We start from the raw sequence: 21410 nt of genomic DNA on the forward strand, positions 1-21410 counted from the left end.
CGCTATGAAGTCTCTCTTACAGATGTCGGAGGTACGACCTCCGAACGAAGAGAGGCTCTTTTTTTATGGCGGATAAATGGATAGATCAATCGAAAATGTCACATTTATTATGTAGTTTAGGCCGTTTTCATCAAATCGCCATCGTTATGACACAGATTTGACACGATGTTCACATTTTCGATTCTATTTCATTTAAATTTATTCTATATAATGGGGATAATCTGAAGCCGGATCATGACAACCATGGTGAAGGTAGTTGAGTGAGTCATTTTCTAAAAAGTGACCGCTGCATATGTAAGAATGTGAATACTATCACAAATGTAGAAGACTTCAGATTACAGACACTATAAATCAATGTTAAGAGAAGTGCAGGGGGAGGAGCAACATCATGGACGTATTGGATTTGGCACGGTTGCAGTTTGCAACTACAACGATTCTTCACTTTGTTTATGTGCCGATCTCCATTGGATTGTCGTTATTGGTGGCAATTATGGAGACTATGTATGTTATCAAAAAAAATGACTTGTACAAAAAAATGGCTCAATTCTGGGGAACGTTTCTGCTGATTAACTTTGCATTGGGCGTAGTCACCGGGATTTTGCAAGAATTCCAGTTCGGGATGAATTGGTCGGACTTTTCCCGTTTTGTCGGTGATGTATTCGGTACGCCGCTGGCGATTGAAGCGCTGCTTGCATTTTTCCTGGAATCGACCTTTATCGGATTATGGGTATTCGGTTGGGAAAGATTGTCCAAAACGGTCCATTTAATTTGTATGTGGTTGGTATCTATCGGTACGATGCTATCGGCATTGTGGATTCTAGCTGCTAATTCATTCATGCAGCGTCCAGTAGGATATGAGATTCAAAATGGACGTGCAGAAATGAAAGATTTTGCTGCTCTGTTAACGAATGAACAACTGTTATGGGAATTTCCGCATACGTTGTTTGCTGCTTTTGCAACGGGGGCATTTCTTATCGCGGGTATCAGTGCATGGAAGCTGATGCACAAAAAGAATATGGACTTTTTTAAACCTTCTTTTAAATTGAGCATTATTGTTGCCTTAATCAGTGCCATTGCTATTCCTTTGTTTGGTCATGGTCAGGCTCAATATTTAGTGAAAACACAACCGATGAAGATGGCTGCCAGTGAGGGCTTATGGGAGAACAGCGGTGACCCCGCTCCTTGGACAGTTATCGCGGGTATTGATCCTGAAAAGAAGGAAAATACCTTTGAAATTAAAGTTCCTTTTGCTCTGAGTTTTCTATCTTATAGTAAATTTTCCGGCTCTGTGCCTGGTATGAATGAGCTTCAAGCAGAATATGAAAAAACCTATGGTCCGGGTGATTATATCCCGCCAGTACGTACCACGTTCTGGAGTTTCCGTATTATGATTGCGGCGGGATGTGGCATGATTGCACTCGCTTTATACGGTGCTTACCTGACGTTCCGTAAAAAGCTGGAAGGTTCACATCGCTGGTTCTTCCGTCTTATGATATGGGGGATATCCCTTCCATTCATTGGGAATACTGCTGGTTGGATCATGACCGAAATAGGTCGCCAACCGTGGACTGTATTTGGTTTGCTTCAAACAAAAGATTCTGTTTCGCCTACGGTTGTGGCAGGAGAAGTGCTGTTCTCGTTCGTCTCATTTACCACATTGTATTTAATTTTAACAGGTGTGCTGGCATTTCTGTTTTACCGTACGGCTCGCAAAGGTCCAGATATCGAGCCACATCAGCAAACGGTAATTCATGATCCATTTGCCCAAGGGGGTGACAATAATGACGCTAAATGATTTATGGTTCTTATTGATCGCAGTGTTGTTTACCGGTTTCTTTTTTCTGGAGGGCTTTGATTTTGGCGTGGGGATGGCCACGGGATTGGTACCGCGCAATGACCAACAAAAACGTTTGATGATCAATACGATTGGTCCATTTTGGGATGCCAACGAAGTGTGGCTGATTACAGCAGCAGGTGCGATGTTTGCCGCTTTCCCGCATTTTTATGCAACTATGTTCAGCGGATATTATCTGGTATTTGTCTTTATTTTGCTAGGTTTGATCTTGCGTGGAGTTTCTTTTGAGTTCCGCGGCAAGGCTGAAGGGAAATGGTGGACAGGAACGTGGGATGCCTGCATTCTGATTGGTAGCTTTCTACCGCCGATGCTGTTCGGTATGGCTTTTGCGGCTTTGGTGAAAGGTGTACCTATTCAGCAAAACATGGATTTGAAAGCTGGATTTTCCGATGTGTTCAATGGATACACCGTATGGATTGGACTGACAGTGGTCGGAATGTGCCTAATGCATGGGCTGACGTTCATTTCCCTGCGGACGATTGGAGAAGTACGGGATCGTGCTCGCGTGATTGCGTCCAAATTTCTTCCGGTATTGGGCATTTTACTCGCTGGCATGGTGGTATGGACTTATTTTGCAACGGATTTATTTGCACGTCGCGGTCCCTTTATGTATGCTGCGGTAGCAGTGGGAATTGTCGCCTATGTGCTGACGTGGTACTTCCTGAAGCAGAGCCGCGAAGGATGGGCCTTCGGGATGACAGGTGCATTGATTTTGCTGACCTTCGTTTCGTTATTCGTTGGTTTGTTCCCAAGATTTATGGTGAGCTCGATTAACAGTGCTTTTGATTTGACGATTTATAATGCAAGCTCCAGTCATTACACACTGAAAGCCATGACGATTGTTGCAGCAACGCTTTTACCCTTTGTGCTGGCTTATCAGGCGTGGAGCTATTTTGTTTTCCATAAGCGTCTCAGTGAGAAGGATCATTTGGAATACTAATGGATAAGGCATGGTTAGAATTAAAGGGCATTCGGCCAGTAATGCTGCTACTGGCTGCCCTTTCCCTGCTCCAGGGGGCTGCTGTGATTGCACAAGCAGTCTTCTTGGCAAAGGCTGTTACGATTTTGTTTGATAAAAATCCGCTGGTGATGGCTTGGCCGTCGCTGGCGTTGTTTTTCGCAGCTTTTGCAATGAGGCATACGATGATCTGGCTGCAACGTCGGACAGCCGGCCGTTTTGCCGAAGCTTCAGGCGCTTCCTTACGGGAGCGTCTGCTTGCACGTTTGTTCGAACGGGGGCCGGGTTTTGCAGCGCAGGAAGGCAGTGGCAAGTTGGTGACGCTAGCACTGGACGGCATGGATCGTTTTCGCACGTATTTGGAACTGTCCATTCCTCGAATGATTGACATGATGGCTGTAACTATACTTGTGCTTGTGTATGTTTTCACATTGGATGTCATTTCAGGTGTAATTTTGACGACTACGATGCCGATTCTGGTGGGCTTCTTTATTTTGCTCGGCTTGGCAGCGCGGAAGCAGGCAGACAAGCAATGGCGTTCCTATCGTTTGTTATCTCACCATTTCACGGATTCGCTACGTGGACTTCAGACACTAAGGTTTTTGGGTCGTAGCCAAGAGCATGGGGAAACGGTTGGGAAGGTCAGCGACCAATACCGCACAGCAACGATGCGCACGCTGCGGGTAGCGTTTCTTTCCTCATTTGCCCTCGATTTTTTTAGTATGCTATCGGTCGCTTTTGTCGCGGTAGGCTTGGGGCTGCGCCTGATTAGTGGCTCGGTAGGTTTGGAGGCAGCGCTTGCGGTGCTTATTCTGGCACCAGAATATTTTATGCCCATACGCCAGTTGGGATCAGACTATCATGCTTCACTGGATGGTAAGGAGGCTTGGGGAGCAATACGCTCCATTCTCAGTACAGAAGATAATGCGACCGAGCCGAATAAACAGGCAGCTAGCGATAAAAGATTGGACATCACGGGACAGGATAGTCTCGAGCTATCTGATGTGTGCCTCCTTAATGAAGACGGTTCGGCTCGGCTCGAACATGTGTCTGCAAATGTTGAACCGCTCATGAACATGATCGGCATCGTTGGCGCTAGCGGTGCAGGTAAAACGACGCTGCTCAGTCTGCTTGGCGGCTTTGCTGATCCCACTTCGGGTGAGCTGCTCCTGAATGGATGCGGATTGGCTGGGGTTGCCAAAGCTGAATGGCAACGGCATATTGCCTATATTCCACAGCATCCATACCTGTTTAGCGCTTCTCTGGCAGATAATATCCGCTTTTATGAACCGGAGGCATCCAACCAGCAGGTAGAGTGGGCGATTGACGCGGTTGGACTGCGTGAACTGGTAGACGGTCTTCCGGGTGGATTGAATGAGCCTATTGGTGAAGCAGGTCGGACACTGAGCGGAGGGCAGGCGCAACGGATTGCGTTGGCGCGGGCATTGCTCAGTAATCGTCCGGTCGTTTTATTGGATGAGCCTACGGCCCATCTGGATATTGAGACAGAATGGGAGCTAAAACAGACGATTTTATCGGTTTTGAAACATAAGAGAATGTTTCTTGCCACCCATCGGCTTCATTGGATGTCAGATATGGACTGTGTCTGGATGATGGATCAAGGGCGTCTGGAAGAAGTAGGCTCTCATCAGCAATTGATTGCCCGTAAGGGGGCATATTACCGATTGCTGACGGGGATGTGGGAAGGAGGGAACGGACGATATGAGAGTAACGGACAATAGCAGTCAAGGCTGGTTTGTGACGTATCTGAGAAAATATTTTTGGGCCTTTCTGATAGCTGCTCTTTTGGGCGCGCTGGCCATTGGATGTGCGGGCGCGTTGCTCTTTACGTCCGGTCATCTGATTACCCGTTCGGCCTTAAAACCGGAAAATATATTAATGGTGTACGTTCCAATTGTGCTTGTGCGAACATTTGGCTTTAGTAAAGCGGTTATTCAGTACCTGGAGCGCTTGGTAGGGCATGATGCCGCACTGCGTCTGGTGTCCCGTATGCGGGTACGCTTATATCGGGCAGTAGAACCGCAGGCGCTGATGATTCGCAGCAAATTCCGTACAGGGGATCTATTAGGATTGCTGGCAGAGGATATTGAGCAGCTTCAAAACATCTATCTGAAGCTAGTTCTGCCTGCGCTATCGGCTTTGCTGATTTATGCAGCAGGCATCTCGGCGCTCGGACGGATGGACGGAACCTTTGCCTTGCTCATGGCGCTATATGGCGGATTTTTGCTTTTTATTGCCCCAGCTATCTCACTATGGACCTCACTCGCCAAACGGCGAATGTTCAAGCAGGAACGGAGTAAAGCCTATCAGGAGCTGACGGATGCTCTGTTCGGCATGAGTGACCTGGTGCTGAGCGGACGGACTGGGCATTTCCTGAGTACCTTTACACAACGGCACAATAGGGCTGCCGTGATGGAGAATTCACTTCGCCGGAGCGAGTGGCGTTCTCATTGGATCGCACAATGCGTTGTAGGCGGCGGGATTGTGATTATGACTGTGTGGGCCGGGGGACTGGTAGCACAGAATCGTATAGAAGCCACATGGCTGGCATCCTTTGCCCTTGTGGCTTTTCCATTGCTGGATGCCTTCGTTCGCGCTGGAGAAGCGGTGGTTCATGCACCGGAGTATCAGGATTCACTTCGGCGGTTAAAGGATTCGGAGAAAGACACACCTACACCGGGAGCAGGCGGAACAGCAGACATTCTAGAGGAACAGGCTACCGCTATGCGATTGGGCCTCGGAGGAGACCTGCTGCTGAACAACGTAAGCTACCGCTATGCGGCAACGCAGGAATGGAGCGTGCGTAATATCTCCCTGCACGTACCGCAGGGGGGCAAGGTTGCATTGCTTGGCCGCAGTGGTGCGGGCAAGTCTACGCTGCTGAACCTGATTCAGGGAGCATTGCAGCCTGATGAAGGGAGCGTCACTGTCGCAGGGATTCCCGTATATACAGGTGGAGCATACTCCAGTTTATTTGCGGTGCTAAACCAGCAGCCGTATTTATTCGATACAACGGTAGCGAACAATATTCGGCTGGGACGACCCGATGCTACGCTGGATGAGGTTCGTGCAGTAACAGAACAGGTAGGGCTTGGAACCCTAATTGATTCTTTACCGGAGGGCTACGATACCCGAATGCAGGAGACGGGGCTTCGTTTTTCTGGTGGAGAAAAACAGCGAATTGCACTGGCGCGGATTTTGCTGCAAAATCACCCGATTGTTTTGCTGGATGAGCCAACAGTGGGACTTGACCCACTGACAGAGCATGAACTCATGCAGACGATGTTTCGTGTGCTGAAAGGCAAAACATTGATCTGGATCACGCATCATCTGACGGGAATGGAGCATATGGACGAGGTGATCTTTATGGAGCAGGGCACCATTTCCATGCGGGGCAGTCATGAACAGCTTTGGCAGGAGCAGCCCCGATACCGCAACCTGTATGAGCTGGATCATCCGAGTCTATGAAATAGGAATAGAATGACCTAAGCAAACTTATAGCCCTCAACACATTTTGTGCTGGGGGCTATTGTTGTGTCTTGCTCATTTCAATGCTATAAATAATTCAATCTCATTGTCTGAACTTTCCGGATTATATTTCTCACCCCAAATTTCAAAATCGTAATCCTTCGGTTCATTTCCGGTATCTTTAATCCATTGGCCATATATGTAGTCATACGAATGATCAAGCTCCGATTCAAGCCCCTTATGTGTGAAAGTTACATACTTACTTTCATTTACAGTATGACTTATCATATTTAATGGAACCTCACCTAGTTTACTTATTTCATAACAGATTATATTTGTAAACTTATCTACCTGAGGATTAAAATCAGGCTTCATGGGATAAATTTGCATTAAAATTACATTCTCATTTTTCCTGTCCCGAATTTCATCTTTTCTTTCAATTAATGAATGATAGATGCTCTTGCCAAGACCAGACTCAAATTCATTAATATTGGCTTCGATTCTGTAACCTGCAACATGAAAAAGAGGTAATGTTATTACGTTAGTTTCCATAAAGTCTCCTCCATCCAATAAGTTTGTCAAGTTTGATTATAATGTAAACCCCAATACAATTTTAGTCATCTTTCACTATAGGATCGATTTTGTTTGGAATCCGCAAAAAAGTTATGCTTGGAAGGCATAGAGACCCCTCATATATCTAATTTTGAACTGATTTTTCTCCTAATTCGTCGGGTACCCGCTTCCAAGCCAGCAAAGTATGATAATAGTATCTAGAGATGAGGAGGAGCTTGTTATGGAATCTTCAACTGAAACCGCTTCCAACAATGGTGCTGTGATTCCTGAATCCAACCGGGGAAGACCGCGCAAGGCTCGCGGACCGAAGCCTGAACGTGGTAGAAAAGGCTTGTGGGACAGTGTGAAGCAGCAAAAGTATCTTTATTTTATGTCCATTCCTTTCGTCATATGGGTGTTTGTTTTCAGCTATCTGCCGCTCTGGGGCTGGACGATGGCGTTTCAAAATTATAAGCCAGCCAAATCCTTTACGGACCAGAAATGGGTAGGGCTGAATAACTTTATTGAGTTATTTCAGGACGAACGATTTTATCTAGTATTACGTAATACACTGGCGATGAGCCTGATGGGGATTATATTTGGTTTTGTCGTACCGATCTTTTTTGCAATTCTGTTAAACGAGTTGCGGGGAATGCTGTTCAAACGGTTTGTGCAGACGATATCCTACCTCCCGCATTTTGTATCCTGGGTAGTTGTGGCTGGATTGGTCACGAAAATGCTGTCCATTGACGGAGGCATTGTCAACGATATATTGGTAGCGCTTCATATTGTGGATGAGCCGATTCAGTTCATGGCAAAGGGGAGCTGGTTCTGGTACATTGTAACCGCTTCCGACATATGGAAAGAGACAGGTTGGAATACGATTATTTATTTAGCTGCAATCACCGGAATTGATCAAGAGCAGTATGAAGCATCGCGCGTGGATGGAGCGAGCCGCTGGAGACAGATGTGGCATATTACACTGCCGGGTATCCGCTCGACGATTGCCGTTCTGTTCATTATGGCGATTGGGCATCTGGTGAGCAATGGTTTTGAAAAGCAGTTCTTGCTTGGCAATAGTCTCGTGACGGATTATTCCGAGGTGTTGGATCTGTACGCGCTCAATTACGGGATTAATTTGGGTCGCTTCTCTTATGGGACGGCAATTGGTATTTTCAACTCACTGGTTAGCATTTTGCTGTTGTTTACGGCGAACGGTATATTCAAAAAACTGACCAAAGAAAGCATCATGTAGGGAGGGAGAAGCGAAATGACGAATAAGGCATTTAATGCTACCCGGTCTGAGAAGCTGTTTGACCTGTTCAATTATATCCTCATGGCTCTGATCGTGGTGTTGACGCTGTACCCGTTTCTGAACGTACTTGCGATTTCCCTGAACAATTCAACGGACACGGTTCGCGGTGGAATTTATATATGGCCCCGCCAATTTACGCTCGAAAATTACAAAACGATTTTCCAGTACGATGGCCTTCTTCAGGGACTGCAAATATCTATTCTTCGTACTTTGGTCGGAACAGTACTCGGATTGATTTGCGCGTCTATGCTTGCTTTTACATTGAGTCGGGTCGAGTTTCGCGCTCGTAAGTTTATTTCTACGTTTTTGGCGTTGACGATGTATTTTTCTGGCGGGATGGTGCCCGTGTTTATTTTGATGCGTGATCTGCATCTGCTGGGTTCGTTTTGGGTGTACATTTTTCCAGGCTTAATTAGCGCTTTTAACGTGTTTGTTATTCGTTCCTTTATGGATGGTTTGCCATATGCGCTACAGGAGTCTGCCAAACTCGATGGGGCGAATGATTTTACGATTTACTGGAGAATTATTTTGCCGCTGTGCAAACCAGTATTGGCAACGATTGCTCTTTTTCTGGCAGTAGGTCAGTGGAATGCTTGGTTTGATACGTATTTGTATAATGGTGGGGCGCCGCAATGGACGACGCTACAGTATGAGCTGATGAAGATACTGCAAAGTACGCAGCAAGGCGGCTCCAGTATGACGAATAGTAACGATATGGCTAAGCAAATGGCTCAAATTTCACCAGAGTCGATTAAAATGGCAATTACAATTACGGTTACACTTCCCATTCTGATGGTATATCCGTTCCTGCAAAAGTATTTTGTAGGTGGTATGACACTGGGGGCAGTGAAATCATAAAAACCGGGATTCCGGTAGTGAAATAGCAGTTATTTGCAGGAGAAGTCATCATAGGAATATAGGAGGATTTATACATGAAAAAACACTGGTCCAGATTTGCACTGATTCCCTTGCTCGCGGTGTCCCTTACCGCACTCGCAGGTTGTGGAGGAAGCGATAAAGCAGCGAAGGAAGGCACATCCAGCGGCACAGACCCGATTACGTTTAGCTTCTTCGGAGCAGATACAAGCCCACAATGGAACGGAATGAAGGATGAAATAGGCAAGGAAATCACCAAAAAAACAGGTGTAACCTTGAATGCGGAATTTGATGTCAGCGGTGGAGGTGGAGATGACCGAATTGCTTTGATGGCAGCAAGTGGAGAATACCCGGACTTGGTTTCTCCTAAAGCGAATATTAACAAGCTTGTGGATGCGGGGGCTATGATTGATCTGACAGATCTGATCAACGATCATGCACCCAATCTCAAAAAGCTATATGGACCCTATATGGATCGTTTGAAATACAGTAATAAAGATCAATCCATCTATGTCCTTCCTACGTATGCAGGGGTGGGACAGGAGAGTTTTGACGCGACGGGGGGATTTGAAATTCAGCATAAGGTGCTCAAGGAGTTAGGATATCCAAAGGTAAGAACGCTACAGGATTATGAAAACGTACTCAAAACTTATGCAGTCAAGCATCCGACGATCAATGGCAAAAAAACGATCCCACTCACGTTGGATGCAGACGACTGGAGAATTATGATTACCGTAACGAATCCTGCCTTCCAGACGACTGGAGCGCCGGATGATGGTGAATATTTTATTGATCCCAAAACATTTGAAGCGAAGCTTCATTACAAACGTCCGGAAGAAAAGGAATATTTCCGTTGGTTGAACCACATGTACAATGAAGGACTGCTCGATAAAGATTCATTTGTGCAAAAAAGTGATCAATACAAATCCAAAATTGCCAGCGGCCGTGTCCTCGGTCTGATCGACCAGGAGTGGGGTTATCAGGATGCCGAAAATGCGTTAAAAGCGTCAGGTAAATCCGAATCCAGCTACGCGCATTTTCCAGTTACACTTTCGGAGGAATACAAGGATCGTTCCTTTCAGGATACGGGCTTCACGTCCGGTTATGGAGTAGGTATTACAGAGAATTGCAAGGACCCGGTGCGGGCTATTAAATTCCTTGATTATTTAGCTTCCGATGAAGGACAGGTGCTAGTGAACTGGGGGATCGAAGGCAAGCATTATGAAATTAAAGACGGCAAACGTGTCATTCCTGCTGATGTACTGGAACAAAAAACGAACAATACAACCAACTTCAATAAATCTACGGGTATAGATTTGTACACGCTCATCAGCGGACACTATGGTGACGGCGTGAAGGACCCTACAGGTAACTACTATACTGCCAAATTCCCGGAACAAATTATCGCGGCTTATTCGAAGCCGGAGAAAGAATCACTTAAAGCGTATGGCGTAAAAACGTGGAAAGATCTGTTCCCGGACAAGAAAGAATTTGATGTAAAGCCTTGGGGCGCAGCCTATAACCTGACAACAGACAATGAATCCAGCTATAACGTTACATTCAAAAAAACGACAGACATTATCCGCAAACGTATACCGGAAGCTATTTTAGCACCGGCTTCCAATTTTGATACGGTATACGACAACATGATTAAAGAACTGGATGCCGCCGGAGCTGTCCAAATGGAACAGCAATACACGCAACTGGTGAAGGACAGAGTGGAGTTATGGAGTGGCAAGGCTTCTAAATAGCTGACTGCTTTTAACGAAATTTTGAATGCCGGAATGACAGAGCGCTTGTCCTTGTGGTCCATACGGGATTAGCGCTCTGTTTGATCTTGATAGGGGAGGGTTTGATGTGACGAAAAGCGAAAGACGACAGTCCCTGCGTTTATGGTATCGCCAGCCTGCTGAGGTATGGGAGGAAGCATTGCCAGTCGGTAACGGAAGGCTGGGAGCTATGGTATTTGGCGGAATAAGAGAGGAGCATTTGCAATTAAACGAGGATACGCTCTGGTCCGGATTTCCCAGAGACGGCGTTCAGTATGATGCATTGCGATATTTGCAGCCTGTCAGAAAGCTGATTGCAGATGGAAAATACAAGGAAGCGGAACAACTGATTAATGCGAATATGCTAGGTCGCGATACGGAAGCCTATCAGCCTTTGGGAGATTTGTGGATTACGCAGGAGGGCCTAGGGGAAATTGCACATTATGAACGGGAACTGGATTTGCTGACCGGAACGGCAGCGGTCACTTTTCAGAGTGCTGGAGTCTGCTATACCCGTGAAGTTATCGCCAGTGCGCCAGATGGAGTCATGATGGTGTCACTGACTGCGAATAAGCTTGGGAAGATCCATGCATCCGTGCGCATCACTTCCCTCCATCCTTGTGAAGACGAGGTTGGAGAGGATATACATTTTGGTGATTCATCCAAATGGGATAGCGATAAGGAGGACGCTCCATCCGAGGAGCCGTCCGGGGACTTTATTACGTTGACTGGACGAGCGCCCAGTCATGTGGAATCTAATTATCACGGCGATCATCCACAGTCTGTTGTTTATGAAAATGATTTGGGGATGGCTTTTGCAGTTCAGGCGAGGGTTATTCCCGAGGGAGGAACCTTGACGAAGGGTGCTGATGGAGCACTGATCATCTCAGGCGCGGATAAAATCACGGTGTATTTGGCAGCAGCTACCGGATTTCAGGGATTTCACGCTATGCCGAATAGTGATGCAACGGAGTCAGCAGAAGCATGTCAAGTCATTTTAGATGAAGCAATTTCGCTGGGAAGGGAGCAGGTGCGGCAACGCCATGAACAGGATCACCGAAAGCTGTTTGACCGCGTTGTATTAGAACTGAGAGGTGATACTTTAACCGACGACTCCGTTCTACCGACCGATCTGCGATTAGAACGTTATCAGAAAGGTCAGGACGACCCGGGGCTGGAGGTGCTGTTATTTCAGTATGGCCGCTATTTGCTCATGGGCAGCTCGCGTCCGGGGAGTCAGCCTGCCAATCTTCAGGGCATCTGGAATGACCGGGTGCAGCCGCCATGGAACAGTAATTATACAACCAATATTAATACTCAGATGAACTATTGGCACGCAGAGGTATGCAATCTTGCCGAGTGCCATGAACCATTGCTGCACATGATTGGAGAAGTTGCTCGCACGGGACGGAGGGTAGCCTCCAACCATTATGGTGCTCAAGGGTGGGCAGCTCATCACAATGTAGATGTGTGGAGATACGCTGGACCTTCAGGGGGCCATGCCAGTTGGGCGTTTTGGCCGCTTGGGGGTGTATGGCTGACCGCCCATCTATGGGAGCGCTATCTGTTTACCCTGGATACAGCCTATTTGGCAGAACAAGCTTATCCACTCATGAAGGGGGCGGCAGCCTTTTGCATGGACTGGCTCGTGGAAGGCCCGGAGGGTTGGCTTGTGACATCCCCATCCACATCACCTGAAAATAAATTCAAAACACCGGACGGCGAGGAATGCAGTATATCTATGGGCTCCACCATGGATATGACGCTGATTCGGGAGCTGTTGGGTAACTGCATTCAAGCTGCGGACCTGCTGGAATTAGACGATGAGTTCCGCAACCGCTGCGAGGAGATACGGGACAGGTTAATGCCCTATCAAATTGGCCGTCACGGTCAGTTACAGGAATGGTTTGTCGATTTTGAGGAAGCGGAGCCTGGGCATCGGCATGTCTCGCATCTATATGGGTTGTACCCCGGTCGACAAATTCACATCCGTGATACCCCGGAGCTGGCTGAGGCGGCCCGCATATCGCTGCGTCGACGGCTTGATCACGGTGGTGGGCACACCGGATGGAGCTGTGCCTGGTTGATTAACCTGTACGCTCGGCTGGAAGATGGCGATGCCGCACATCGGTATGTTCGCACGTTGCTGTCGCAATCGACCTATCCTAATTTATTCGACGCTCACCCGCCTTTTCAGATCGACGGTAATTTTGGTGCGACGGCGGGGATCGCAGAAATGCTGCTACAAAGCCGTCCGGGAGAGCTGACGTTACTGCCTGCCCTGCCAACGGCATGGGCGGAGGGACGGGTCAGTGGATTGAAGGGGCATGGCGGGATGACGGTCGGCATGGAATGGTCCGGTTCCCGGCTTGCCCGTGCTGAACTGGCCACATCCATCTCAGCAGGAAGCTGCACGATTCGCAGTGCACATCCGTTTAGCGCAGATGCTCGTCAGGCTCTGCCTGATCCTGAGCACGGAGGATTCATTTTGTCATGGATTTTTACCAAAGAGCAGGAAATAACGAACGGACATACGATTATAATTAAAGGAGAGGAAGAGACATAATGACCATTTTTCAATTTCCGCAGGACTTCATGTGGGGGACCGCGACGGCAGCCTATCAAATCGAGGGAGCTTATGAGGAGGATGGGAGAGGTTTGTCGATCTGGGATACCTTTGCCCATACGCCTGGCAAAGTATTCAACGGTGATAACGGCAATGTAGCTTGTGACAGCTATCATCGCTACGAGGAAGATATCCGCCTAATGAAGGAGCTGGGCATTCGTACATACCGTTTTTCAGTGTCCTGGCCGCGTATATTTCCCAATGGTGACGGTGAAGTCAATCAAGAAGGATTGGACTATTATCATCGCGTAGTCGATTTGTTGAACGAAAATGGGATTGAACCGTTTTGTACACTGTACCATTGGGATCTGCCTCAAGCGCTTCAGGATGCTGGAGGCTGGGAGAATCGTCGCACGATTCAAGCATTTGTCCAGTTTGCAGAAACGATGTTCCGCGAATTTCACGGTAAAATACACCATTGGCTAACATTCAATGAACCGTGGTGCATCGCCTTTTTATCCAATATGCTGGGTGTTCATGCCCCGGGTCTGACCAATCTTCAGGCAGCCATTGATGTAGGACATCATTTGCTAGTTGCGCATGGTCTTTCTGTGCGCCGCTTCCGCGAGCTGGGCACCAGTGGCCAGATCGGTATCGCTCCCAATGTCTCCTGGGCTGTTCCTTACAGCACATCTGAGGAAGATAAAGCCGCTTGTGCGCGCACCATTTCCCTGCACAGTGACTGGTTTCTTCAACCTATTTATCAAGGCTCGTATCCTCAGTTTTTGGTAGACTGGTTTGCGGAGCAGGGAGCCACCGTGCCTATTCAGGATGGGGATATGGATATTATCGGCGAGCCTATTGATATGATCGGTATCAATTACTATGCTATGTCAGTTAATCGTTTTAATCCTGAAGCCGGGTTTCTTCAATCTGAAGAAATCAATATGGGGCTACCTGTAACGGATATCGGTTGGCCAGTGGAGTCGCGTGGGCTGTACGAGGTACTGCATTATTTGCAAAAATACGGTAACCTCGATATTTATATCACAGAGAATGGGGCTTGCATCAACGATGATGTCGTGAATGGCAAGGTTCAGGATGACCGTCGTATTTCGTATATGCAGCAGCATTTGGTGCAGGTACACCGGGCTATTCATGACGGCCTTCATGTCAAAGGATATATGGCATGGTCACTTATGGACAATTTTGAGTGGGCAGAGGGATATAATATGAGATTTGGCATGATTCATGTCGATTTCCGCACACAGGTCCGCACCCCGAAGGAAAGTTACTATTGGTATCGAAATGTAGTAAGTAATAACTGGTTGGAGACCCGACGTTAAACGAAGAGATGTTTTGGAAATAAAGCAGATTTACGCCTGTCTCTGCTCCCTTTTGTTTGAATAGGAGGCCCTCTGGGGTAATAATAACCAAGATGAATGCAGGTTGTTTCAAGTATGTAGAGACAGCAGGAATAAAAAAATAAGAAGTGTGCATACTGAAAAAAATACCTGACGAGGGCGTTTTAAACCATTTTAAACCAGAGGGAGTGGAGGGTATGGCTTCGAATGTTAGGAAATCAGGATCAAATGATAACCAAATGAGCCGCACGGTATCTGTTATCGCTTGGATCGCCTGTATTGCAGGAATTATCCTTATTTTGCTTGATATAGGTAATTTAACTGATCGAAATATATATTTAATGACAGGTATTGGCTGCGTTGTTGCCGGGATTTTTATTTTTCTAGTTGGGAAATCATTTGTCATTGCACGCAAGAAAGAAGACCAGGAAAACGGCCGCAGTTAATACAATTTAAAAATGATTAAAGCAATATATACCGAAAACAACAATGTGGGGCTTCGAGCAGTGTAGGATGATAACTGTAAGGAGTCCCCTTTTTTCTTTAATATAACTTCTTTAAGATACACAAATAACGTTTTTATTATGTCATCTTTGTATTAATAAGAAATTTTGAATTTGCAAGAGAAATTTTATTTTTAGAGATGTTTTTCACAAAAAACGGACAAATAATCGACAATTCTGTTAACAATAAAAAAAGTGGCCGCTTTTCTGCTATCTTATATAAGGGCAACATTACAGGAGTTCGTAAGTTTTGAGTAATTTATTATTTAAGGAGAGGGGAACAACATGAACAAAAAACCAAAAGCGATTATTGCGTTGGTTTTGACCGTGCTCACGGTAGCATTGCTCATTTGGACGTGTTTTTATGCTGGCGGAAAATACGTTGTTTTCGATCCAAAAGGACCTATTGGGCAAGCACAAAAAGAGCTGATCATTCTTTCAACGTCTATGGCTGCACTGCTGATTGTACCGGTCATGATTTTGACTTTTTTCATCATTTGGCGATATCGCGACGCACCGGATAACAAAGCCAAGTACCAACCTCATTGGGATGACAGCAAAAAGCTGGAGACCGTATGGTGGGCTATTCCAATCATCGTTATCTGCATTCTTGCGGTTATAACTGCGAGATATACCTATTTGCTGGAGCCTTCCAAGCCGTTGGCAAGTACACAAAAGCCAGTAACCATTCAAGTGACTTCACTGGACTGGAAATGGCTCTTTATGTACCCTGAAGAAGGTATTGCTACAGTCAATGAAATTCACATTCCTAAAGGTGTTCCAGTCCGTTTTGAACTGACTGCCGACGCCCCGATGAACTCGTTCTGGATTCCGCAATTGGGCGGTCAGATCTACACCATGTCAGGCATGGCAATGAAACTGCATTTGCAGGCCGACCACGAAGGAACATACTTTGGTTCGGGTGCAAACTTTAGCGGTGAGCATTTTGGACAAATGCGTTTTGATGTAGAGGTTCAGTCGGATGAAGAGTACAAAAACTGGGTCGCTAACATCAAGAAGCAGTCTAAGCCGCTGACGAAAGACGGCTATTTGGCGCTTGCAAAACCAGGTTTGTCCCAACCTGATGAGTATTCTTCAATTCCAGATGGCTTGTTCCAAGACATTGTAAGCAAGTATGTAGTGGATGGTGCTTCTAACCCGCATGCGGGACATGGCGGACACACATCCACAGAAGGTTCTTCCAAGTCCGATACAGAAGATGAAGCTGCAATGGACATGAGTCATATGAATATGAGCGGACACCATTAAATGATTACAGGGAAGGAGGCCCCCAATGCTTGACAAAATAAAAGAGTTTGCATCCACTTTCTTCGTTACTGGAGACCCGATGATCTATGGAGCGGACGTTTCCATCGCACTAGCAACGATCGGGATCGTGTTTGTGCTCACTTATTTCAAAAAATGGGGCTGGCTTTGGAAAAACTGGTTGACTACCGTTGACCATAAAAAAGTCGGTATTATGTATATTCTTGCGGCCATCTTGATGTTATTCCGCGGAGGCGTGGATGCATTATTGATGCGTGTTCAACTTGCTACACCGGATGTTACACTACTGCATCCTGAGCATTACAACCAGATTTTTACAACACATGGCACGATCATGATCTTGTTTATGGCGATGCCGTTGATGTTTGGTTTGTTTAACATTGCCGTACCACTTCAAATTGGTGCGCGCGACGTTGCGTTCCCTTTCCTGAACGCATTGAGCTTCTGGCTTTTCTTTATGGGAGCGATGTTGTTCAACCTGTCCTTCGTTATCGGCGGTTCGCCAGATGCAGGTTGGTTGAGTTATCCACCGCTTTCAGAAATGCAATTTAGTCCCGGCGTTGGTCAGAACTTCTATATCTGGGGTATTCAGATTTCGGGTATAGGTTCATTGGCTACAGGGATCAACTTTATTGTTACTATCATTAAAATGCGTGCACCTGGTATGACTTGGATGAAGATTCCTGTCTTTACGTGGTCCGTATTTTCATCATGTGTTATTATCATTTTCGCGTTTCCAATTCTGACGGTTACTTTAGCCTTGCTATTCCTTGACCGCTTTGGAGGAGGACACTTCTTTACGCTTGATTTCGGCGGTAACCCGATGATGTATATCAACTTGATCTGGATGTGGGGTCACCCTGAGGTATACATTGTAGTTTTGCCTGCCTTCGGTATTTATTCCGAGGTCATCAGTGTATTCTCCAAAAAGAAATTGTTTGGATACAAGTCCATGGTTTACGCCATGTTCATTATTGCGATCTTGTCCTTCTTCACCTGGGCGCATCACTTCTTCACGATGGGATCAGGCGCAGATGTTAATGCATTCTTTGCGATTTCGACGATGGTTATCGCAATACCAACAGGGGTTAAAGTATTTAACTGGCTGTTCACCATGTATCGGGGTAAGATTACATTCAAGACCCCTATGATGTGGTCAATTGCTTTTATTCCTAACTTCTTGATTGCTGGTTTGACGGGCGTCATGTTGTCTGTAGCGCCTGCTGACTTCCAGTTCCATAACAGTTACTTCCTGATCGCTCACTTTCACTCCGCTCTGATTGGTGGTGTAGTGTTCGGTTACTTGGCAGGTCTGTACTATTGGTGGCCTAAAATGTTCGGTTTCACATTGCCTGAAACGCCTGGTAAATGGGCTTTCTGGTTCTGGAACATCGGTTTCTATGTATGTTTTATTCCGCAATATTCTCTCGGTCTGATGGGTATGACGCGTCGTCTGAGCACTTATGGCTGGGATACCGGCTGGCAGCCGCTTAACCTCGTTTCGACCGTTGGGGCATTCCTGATGGGTATTGGTTTCTTGTTCCAGGTTCTTCAAATTCTTCTGGGCATCAAGAATTATCGTAAGCTGAAGGATACAACAGGCGACCCTTGGGGTGGCCATACGTTGGAATGGTCGATTCCTTCACCTGCACCGGAGTACAATTTTGCTACCATTCCACAAGTAGAAGAACGTGATGACTGGTGGGCAGAAAAAGATAAACGTGCAAAAGGTATTTTCAGAAAGCAACCGCCAATTGAAGCGATTCATATGCCGAAGAACTCGGCGATTCCATTCATTATGTCGGTATTCTTTTTCATTGCAGGTTTCGGGTTCGTATTCGGATGGTCGTTCTTCTATATTCCAGGGTTGATCGGTGTGGCAATTTGTATGATTTGCCGTTCGTTCTTCTCCTATGATGGCGACTACTATATCCCTGCGGATGAAGTAAAACGCACGGAAGCGGCAATAAGGGGGTCTGTATAATGGCACAAGCAGCAGCACACCAAAGCCATGATCATGACCACGGGCATCACGATCCGCAAGAATTGAAGATGCTTGGTTTTTGGATCTTCCTCGTAACGGACGTAATCCTGTTCAGTACCTTGTTCGCAACCTTCGTCGTCCTTCGGAACAACACAGCCGGAGGACCGGGTGGCGCAGAGCTGTTTAACATGACGGGCGTTATTATTGAAACGTTCCTCTTGCTCACGAGCAGCTTCACAAGTGGTCTGGCTGTGTTGGCCATGAACAAAGGAAGCATGAAGGGATTAATTAACTGGTTAATCGTGACGGCGATCCTGGGTCTTGGTTTTATCGGTTTTGAGGTTTACGAGTTTGTTGAGTTGGTACACGAAGGAGCCAATTTTGGAACCAGCGCGTTTTTGTCGGCATTCTTCACTTTAGTCGGAACGCATGGACTTCACGTTTCGTTAGGTCTGGTTTGGATGATTGGACTCATGTTCCAGTTGAAGAAACGCGGGCTTACACCAGAGACGAAGGGCAAAGTTTCGGCATTGAGCTTGTACTGGCACTTTTTGGACGCTGTCTGGATCTTCTTGCTGACAGTCGTCTATTTGATGGGGGTGATGTAGATGGCACAGCATCAAACAGGAGCGGGTTCGCATGGTCATGATGATTCTCACGGTTCAGTGAAATCCTATGTTATCGGGTTTATTCTGTCCATCGTACTGACCATCATTCCTCTCGGTGTGGTTATGAATCATATGTTGAGCCGCACTTCGACCATGGTTGTTATTTTAGCCGCGGCAGTGCTGCAATTTCTGGTTCAGCTTTTCTTCTTCATGCACATTCGTGAAAGCAATGGACCACGCTGGAATGTCATGACTTTGATTTTCGGGGTAGTTATCCTGTTGACCATTGTTGGTGGTTCTGTATGGATTATGGAATACAACATGGTAGCACACTAATAAGTCAGGATTTTTGCAAAATCACTCAAGTAAAAACGAATTAGGAAAGAAGAAGCGGACTTAGAGCCGCTTCTTCTTTTTTTGTGTAGCTTATTAAAAATAAAACTGTGGCTTCTTGAACTCAAGTTTACATATGTGTAAAATGGAATTGTATAACAGTAGAGTGAAAACGATAATACTAGTGGAGAGCGGAGGAAAAATTAATGAACACAGAATTACTGTTTAAACCTTTTAAGGCAGGTAATTTATCTCTTCCCAATCGGATTGTTATGGCGCCTATGACACGGAATTTTTCTCCTCAAGGTATTCCAGGGCCTGAAGTGGCCGCGTATTATCGTCGCCGTGCGGAAAATGCAGTTGGATTGATTATTACGGAGGGCACTGCTATTAATCATCCTGCAGCTGTGGAGCACACAAGCATTCCTAATTTTTATGGAGAGGGATTAGAGGGATGGGCCAAGGTAGTTGAGGAGGTTCATGCGGTAGGTGGCAAGATTATACCGCAGCTCTGGCATGTGGGTACGGCCCGTAAAATAGGTGCAGATAATCAACCGAATCCCGAGGCATTGCCTGTCGGTCCGTCCGGTATTTCTCCCGCTGGTGAAAAGGTAGTCGAGCCATTGACGGAGGCTGAGATTGCGGATATTATCTCCGCTTATGCTCAGGCCGCTGCCGATGCCCAGCGAGTGGGGTTTGACGGTATTGAGCTTCATGGAGCACACGGCTATTTAATCGATCAATTTTTCTGGGACAAAACGAATAAGCGTACCGATCAATATGGAGGCAATTTGGTCCAGCGTACTCGGTTTGCGGTGGAGGTCATTGAGGCTTGCCGTCGTGCAGTGGGGCCGAACTTCCCAATTGTACTGCGATTCTCCCAGTGGAAGATGTATCACTATGAAGAAAAGCTGGCACAGACACCACAGGAACTTGAACAGTTTCTCACTCCATTAGTGAAGGCCGGGGTGGATATATTCCATTGCTCAAGCCGCCGTTTTTGGGAACCGGAATTTGAAGGGTCTGATCTAAATTTGGCAGCTTGGACCAAAAAGATAACAGGCAAGCCAGTGATTACTGTGGGCTCGATTGGTTTGGAGAAGGCCTTTTTGAGTGATTTGGAAAAAAATAATAATCGTCAAACCGATCAATCCAGTAGTGTAGAGGCAAGATTAGAACAACTCGTGGGGCAAGTAGAACGAGAGGAAGCTGATCTGGTTGCGGTTGGGCGTGCTTTGTTGGTTGATCCAGCGTTTGCGGTGAAGTTACGTGATCAACAAATAGAAGAAATTATTCCTTACAGTGATGAAGTATTAAAGACGTTGAATTAAGCTTTATGTCGTGTAAAGCTATAGCGTTAGGCAAGCATTGAAACTTGGAAGTTTTCTGTTACAGGGCAAGCTGTAATATAAGCTATTCGTAAACTCTACGAATTTGCTATAATAGAAGCATCAAGTCGAAATACACGGGGTGAAAAGGATGAATTCTGAAACGGAAGCTTTGGATTGCGAGCCGGCTTGTCACGGTTCAGATCAGGAAATCGAGCGCATAAAATCTTCCCTTGTCGAGGATTCCATCGCATACAAAATGTCGGAGCTGTTTAAAGCACTGGGTGACCCGACACGGATTAAGCTGATTTATGCCCTGGCACAAAAAGAATTGTGTGTTCATGATCTGACCCAGGTGTTGAACATGGGACAATCTGCGGTATCCCACCAGCTTCGCTATTTGCGCAACCTGCGTATTGTCAAACGACGCAAGGAAGGCAAGACGGTGTTTTATTCACTGGATGATAATCATGTGGAGCAGATCTTTTTGCAAACCCATCAGCACATATCACATCAATGATTTTTTGGAATAAAACAACAGTAGGGCGCCAAGTGATTGGCGCTCTTTTGGCGTTTGTCCGTTGAAGTCGATTTTTTTGTTAAAAAGGGGCTAGAGTCATTGA

Annotated in this window: 17 protein-coding genes; 16 read left to right on the forward strand and 1 reads right to left on the reverse strand. The window is 46.3% G+C overall.

The window, feature by feature from the left end:
• Window positions 1-388: 388 nt before the first annotated feature.
• The 4 genes from NSS66_RS22820 to cydC are packed head-to-tail and all read left to right on the forward strand — an operon-like array spanning window position 389 to window position 6302.
• Window positions 389-1795 carry a cytochrome ubiquinol oxidase subunit I gene (locus NSS66_RS22820; RefSeq protein ID WP_340959844.1) on the forward strand — a complete coding sequence of 469 codons (1407 nt, stop codon included), beginning with the start codon at window positions 389-391 and terminating at the stop codon, window positions 1793-1795.
• The gene (gene cydB, locus NSS66_RS22825) at window positions 1782-2795 is read left to right on the forward strand and encodes a cytochrome d ubiquinol oxidase subunit II (protein ID WP_023990338.1); all 1014 of its coding nucleotides are present in this window, start codon (window positions 1782-1784) and stop codon (window positions 2793-2795) included. Before NSS66_RS22820 ends, cydB begins: the two co-directional genes overlap by 14 nt.
• Window positions 2795-4555, forward strand: coding sequence for a thiol reductant ABC exporter subunit CydD (gene cydD / locus NSS66_RS22830; protein WP_340959846.1), 1761 nt, complete (start codon window positions 2795-2797; stop codon window positions 4553-4555). The genes cydB and cydD overlap by 1 nt, the downstream gene beginning before the upstream one ends.
• Entirely contained in the window at window positions 4536-6302 is a 1767-nt protein-coding gene (cydC, locus tag NSS66_RS22835; protein ID WP_340959847.1) for a thiol reductant ABC exporter subunit CydC, read from the forward strand. Before cydD ends, cydC begins: the two co-directional genes overlap by 20 nt.
• Before the next feature lie 75 nt (window positions 6303-6377).
• Here the strand turns inward: cydC and NSS66_RS22840 are convergent, their stop codons facing one another.
• A complete protein-coding gene (locus tag NSS66_RS22840; protein ID WP_023990335.1) occupies window positions 6378-6854 on the reverse strand; it encodes a GyrI-like domain-containing protein in 477 nt (158 codons plus the stop codon).
• Between the two features lie 241 nt (window positions 6855-7095).
• On the opposite strand from NSS66_RS22840, the gene NSS66_RS22845 reads away from it, so the two are divergent.
• The 12 genes from NSS66_RS22845 (at window position 7096) to NSS66_RS22900 (ending at window position 21307) form a co-directional block, all read left to right on the forward strand.
• Window positions 7096-8109 (forward strand): ABC transporter permease, encoded by a 1014-nt coding sequence (locus tag NSS66_RS22845; protein ID WP_023990334.1) that lies wholly within the window; start codon window positions 7096-7098, stop codon window positions 8107-8109.
• 15 nt (window positions 8110-8124) lie between these two features.
• On the forward strand, window positions 8125-9027 hold the full coding sequence (locus tag NSS66_RS22850) for a carbohydrate ABC transporter permease (protein ID WP_023990333.1): 903 nt from the start codon (window positions 8125-8127) through the stop codon (window positions 9025-9027).
• A gap of 74 nt (window positions 9028-9101) precedes the next feature.
• A complete protein-coding gene (locus NSS66_RS22855; RefSeq protein ID WP_340959848.1) occupies window positions 9102-10796 on the forward strand; it encodes an ABC transporter substrate-binding protein in 1695 nt (564 codons plus the stop codon).
• A gap of 106 nt (window positions 10797-10902) precedes the next feature.
• Window positions 10903-13380 carry a glycoside hydrolase family 95 protein gene (locus NSS66_RS22860; RefSeq protein ID WP_340959849.1) on the forward strand — a complete coding sequence of 826 codons (2478 nt, stop codon included), beginning with the start codon at window positions 10903-10905 and terminating at the stop codon, window positions 13378-13380.
• Window positions 13380-14726: a GH1 family beta-glucosidase gene (locus NSS66_RS22865; RefSeq protein ID WP_068938256.1), complete on the forward strand. Its 1347-nt coding sequence runs from the start codon at window positions 13380-13382 to the stop codon at window positions 14724-14726. Before NSS66_RS22860 ends, NSS66_RS22865 begins: the two co-directional genes overlap by 1 nt.
• A 215-nt stretch (window positions 14727-14941) precedes the next feature.
• Complete coding sequence (locus NSS66_RS22870) at window positions 14942-15190, forward strand: hypothetical protein (protein WP_013311984.1); 249 nt, start codon at window positions 14942-14944, stop codon at window positions 15188-15190.
• A gap of 342 nt (window positions 15191-15532) precedes the next feature.
• Window positions 15533-16516, forward strand: a complete 984-nt coding sequence (gene cyoA, locus NSS66_RS22875; protein WP_023990329.1) for a ubiquinol oxidase subunit II — start codon at window positions 15533-15535, stop codon at window positions 16514-16516.
• A gap of 25 nt (window positions 16517-16541) precedes the next feature.
• On the forward strand, window positions 16542-18518 hold the full coding sequence (locus NSS66_RS22880) for a cbb3-type cytochrome c oxidase subunit I (RefSeq protein ID WP_023990328.1): 1977 nt from the start codon (window positions 16542-16544) through the stop codon (window positions 18516-18518).
• A complete protein-coding gene (gene cyoC, locus NSS66_RS22885; RefSeq protein ID WP_023990327.1) occupies window positions 18518-19126 on the forward strand; it encodes a cytochrome o ubiquinol oxidase subunit III in 609 nt (202 codons plus the stop codon). Before NSS66_RS22880 ends, cyoC begins: the two co-directional genes overlap by 1 nt.
• Window positions 19127-19462, forward strand: coding sequence for a cytochrome o ubiquinol oxidase subunit IV (gene cyoD, locus NSS66_RS22890; RefSeq protein WP_023990326.1), 336 nt, complete (start codon window positions 19127-19129; stop codon window positions 19460-19462).
• A gap of 203 nt (window positions 19463-19665) precedes the next feature.
• On the forward strand, window positions 19666-20790 hold the full coding sequence (locus NSS66_RS22895) for an NADH:flavin oxidoreductase (protein WP_023990325.1): 1125 nt from the start codon (window positions 19666-19668) through the stop codon (window positions 20788-20790).
• Between the two features lie 148 nt (window positions 20791-20938).
• The gene (locus NSS66_RS22900) at window positions 20939-21307 is read left to right on the forward strand and encodes an ArsR/SmtB family transcription factor (protein ID WP_007432172.1); all 369 of its coding nucleotides are present in this window, start codon (window positions 20939-20941) and stop codon (window positions 21305-21307) included.
• Window positions 21308-21410: the final 103 nt, after the last annotated feature.

Source organism: Paenibacillus sp. FSL R10-2748 (assembly GCF_038005565.1).
Taxonomy (GTDB): Bacteria; Bacillota; Bacilli; order Paenibacillales; family Paenibacillaceae; genus Paenibacillus; species Paenibacillus polymyxa_B.

What these genes read in the sequence shown, in the direction of transcription:
- cydC (WP_340959847.1), top strand. Translation starts at nt 4,536, where the DNA reads ATGAGAGTAACGGACAATAGCAGTCAAGGCTGGTTTGTGACGTATCTG.
- NSS66_RS22855 (WP_340959848.1), top strand. Translation starts at nt 9,102, where the DNA reads ATGAAAAAACACTGGTCCAGATTTGCACTGATTCCCTTGCTCGCGGTG.
- NSS66_RS22865 (WP_068938256.1), top strand. Translation starts at nt 13,380, where the DNA reads ATGACCATTTTTCAATTTCCGCAGGACTTCATGTGGGGGACCGCGACG.
- cyoA (WP_023990329.1), top strand. Translation starts at nt 15,533, where the DNA reads ATGAACAAAAAACCAAAAGCGATTATTGCGTTGGTTTTGACCGTGCTC.
- NSS66_RS22850 (WP_023990333.1), top strand. Translation starts at nt 8,125, where the DNA reads ATGACGAATAAGGCATTTAATGCTACCCGGTCTGAGAAGCTGTTTGAC.
- cyoD (WP_023990326.1), top strand. Translation starts at nt 19,127, where the DNA reads ATGGCACAGCATCAAACAGGAGCGGGTTCGCATGGTCATGATGATTCT.
- cydD (WP_340959846.1), top strand. Translation starts at nt 2,795, where the DNA reads ATGGATAAGGCATGGTTAGAATTAAAGGGCATTCGGCCAGTAATGCTG.
- NSS66_RS22840 (WP_023990335.1), bottom strand. Translation starts at nt 6,854, where the DNA reads ATGGAAACTAACGTAATAACATTACCTCTTTTTCATGTTGCAGGTTAC.
- NSS66_RS22820 (WP_340959844.1), top strand. Translation starts at nt 389, where the DNA reads ATGGACGTATTGGATTTGGCACGGTTGCAGTTTGCAACTACAACGATT.
- NSS66_RS22900 (WP_007432172.1), top strand. Translation starts at nt 20,939, where the DNA reads ATGAATTCTGAAACGGAAGCTTTGGATTGCGAGCCGGCTTGTCACGGT.
- NSS66_RS22880 (WP_023990328.1), top strand. Translation starts at nt 16,542, where the DNA reads ATGCTTGACAAAATAAAAGAGTTTGCATCCACTTTCTTCGTTACTGGA.
- NSS66_RS22895 (WP_023990325.1), top strand. Translation starts at nt 19,666, where the DNA reads ATGAACACAGAATTACTGTTTAAACCTTTTAAGGCAGGTAATTTATCT.
- cyoC (WP_023990327.1), top strand. Translation starts at nt 18,518, where the DNA reads ATGGCACAAGCAGCAGCACACCAAAGCCATGATCATGACCACGGGCAT.
- NSS66_RS22870 (WP_013311984.1), top strand. Translation starts at nt 14,942, where the DNA reads ATGGCTTCGAATGTTAGGAAATCAGGATCAAATGATAACCAAATGAGC.
- NSS66_RS22845 (WP_023990334.1), top strand. Translation starts at nt 7,096, where the DNA reads ATGGAATCTTCAACTGAAACCGCTTCCAACAATGGTGCTGTGATTCCT.
- cydB (WP_023990338.1), top strand. Translation starts at nt 1,782, where the DNA reads ATGACGCTAAATGATTTATGGTTCTTATTGATCGCAGTGTTGTTTACC.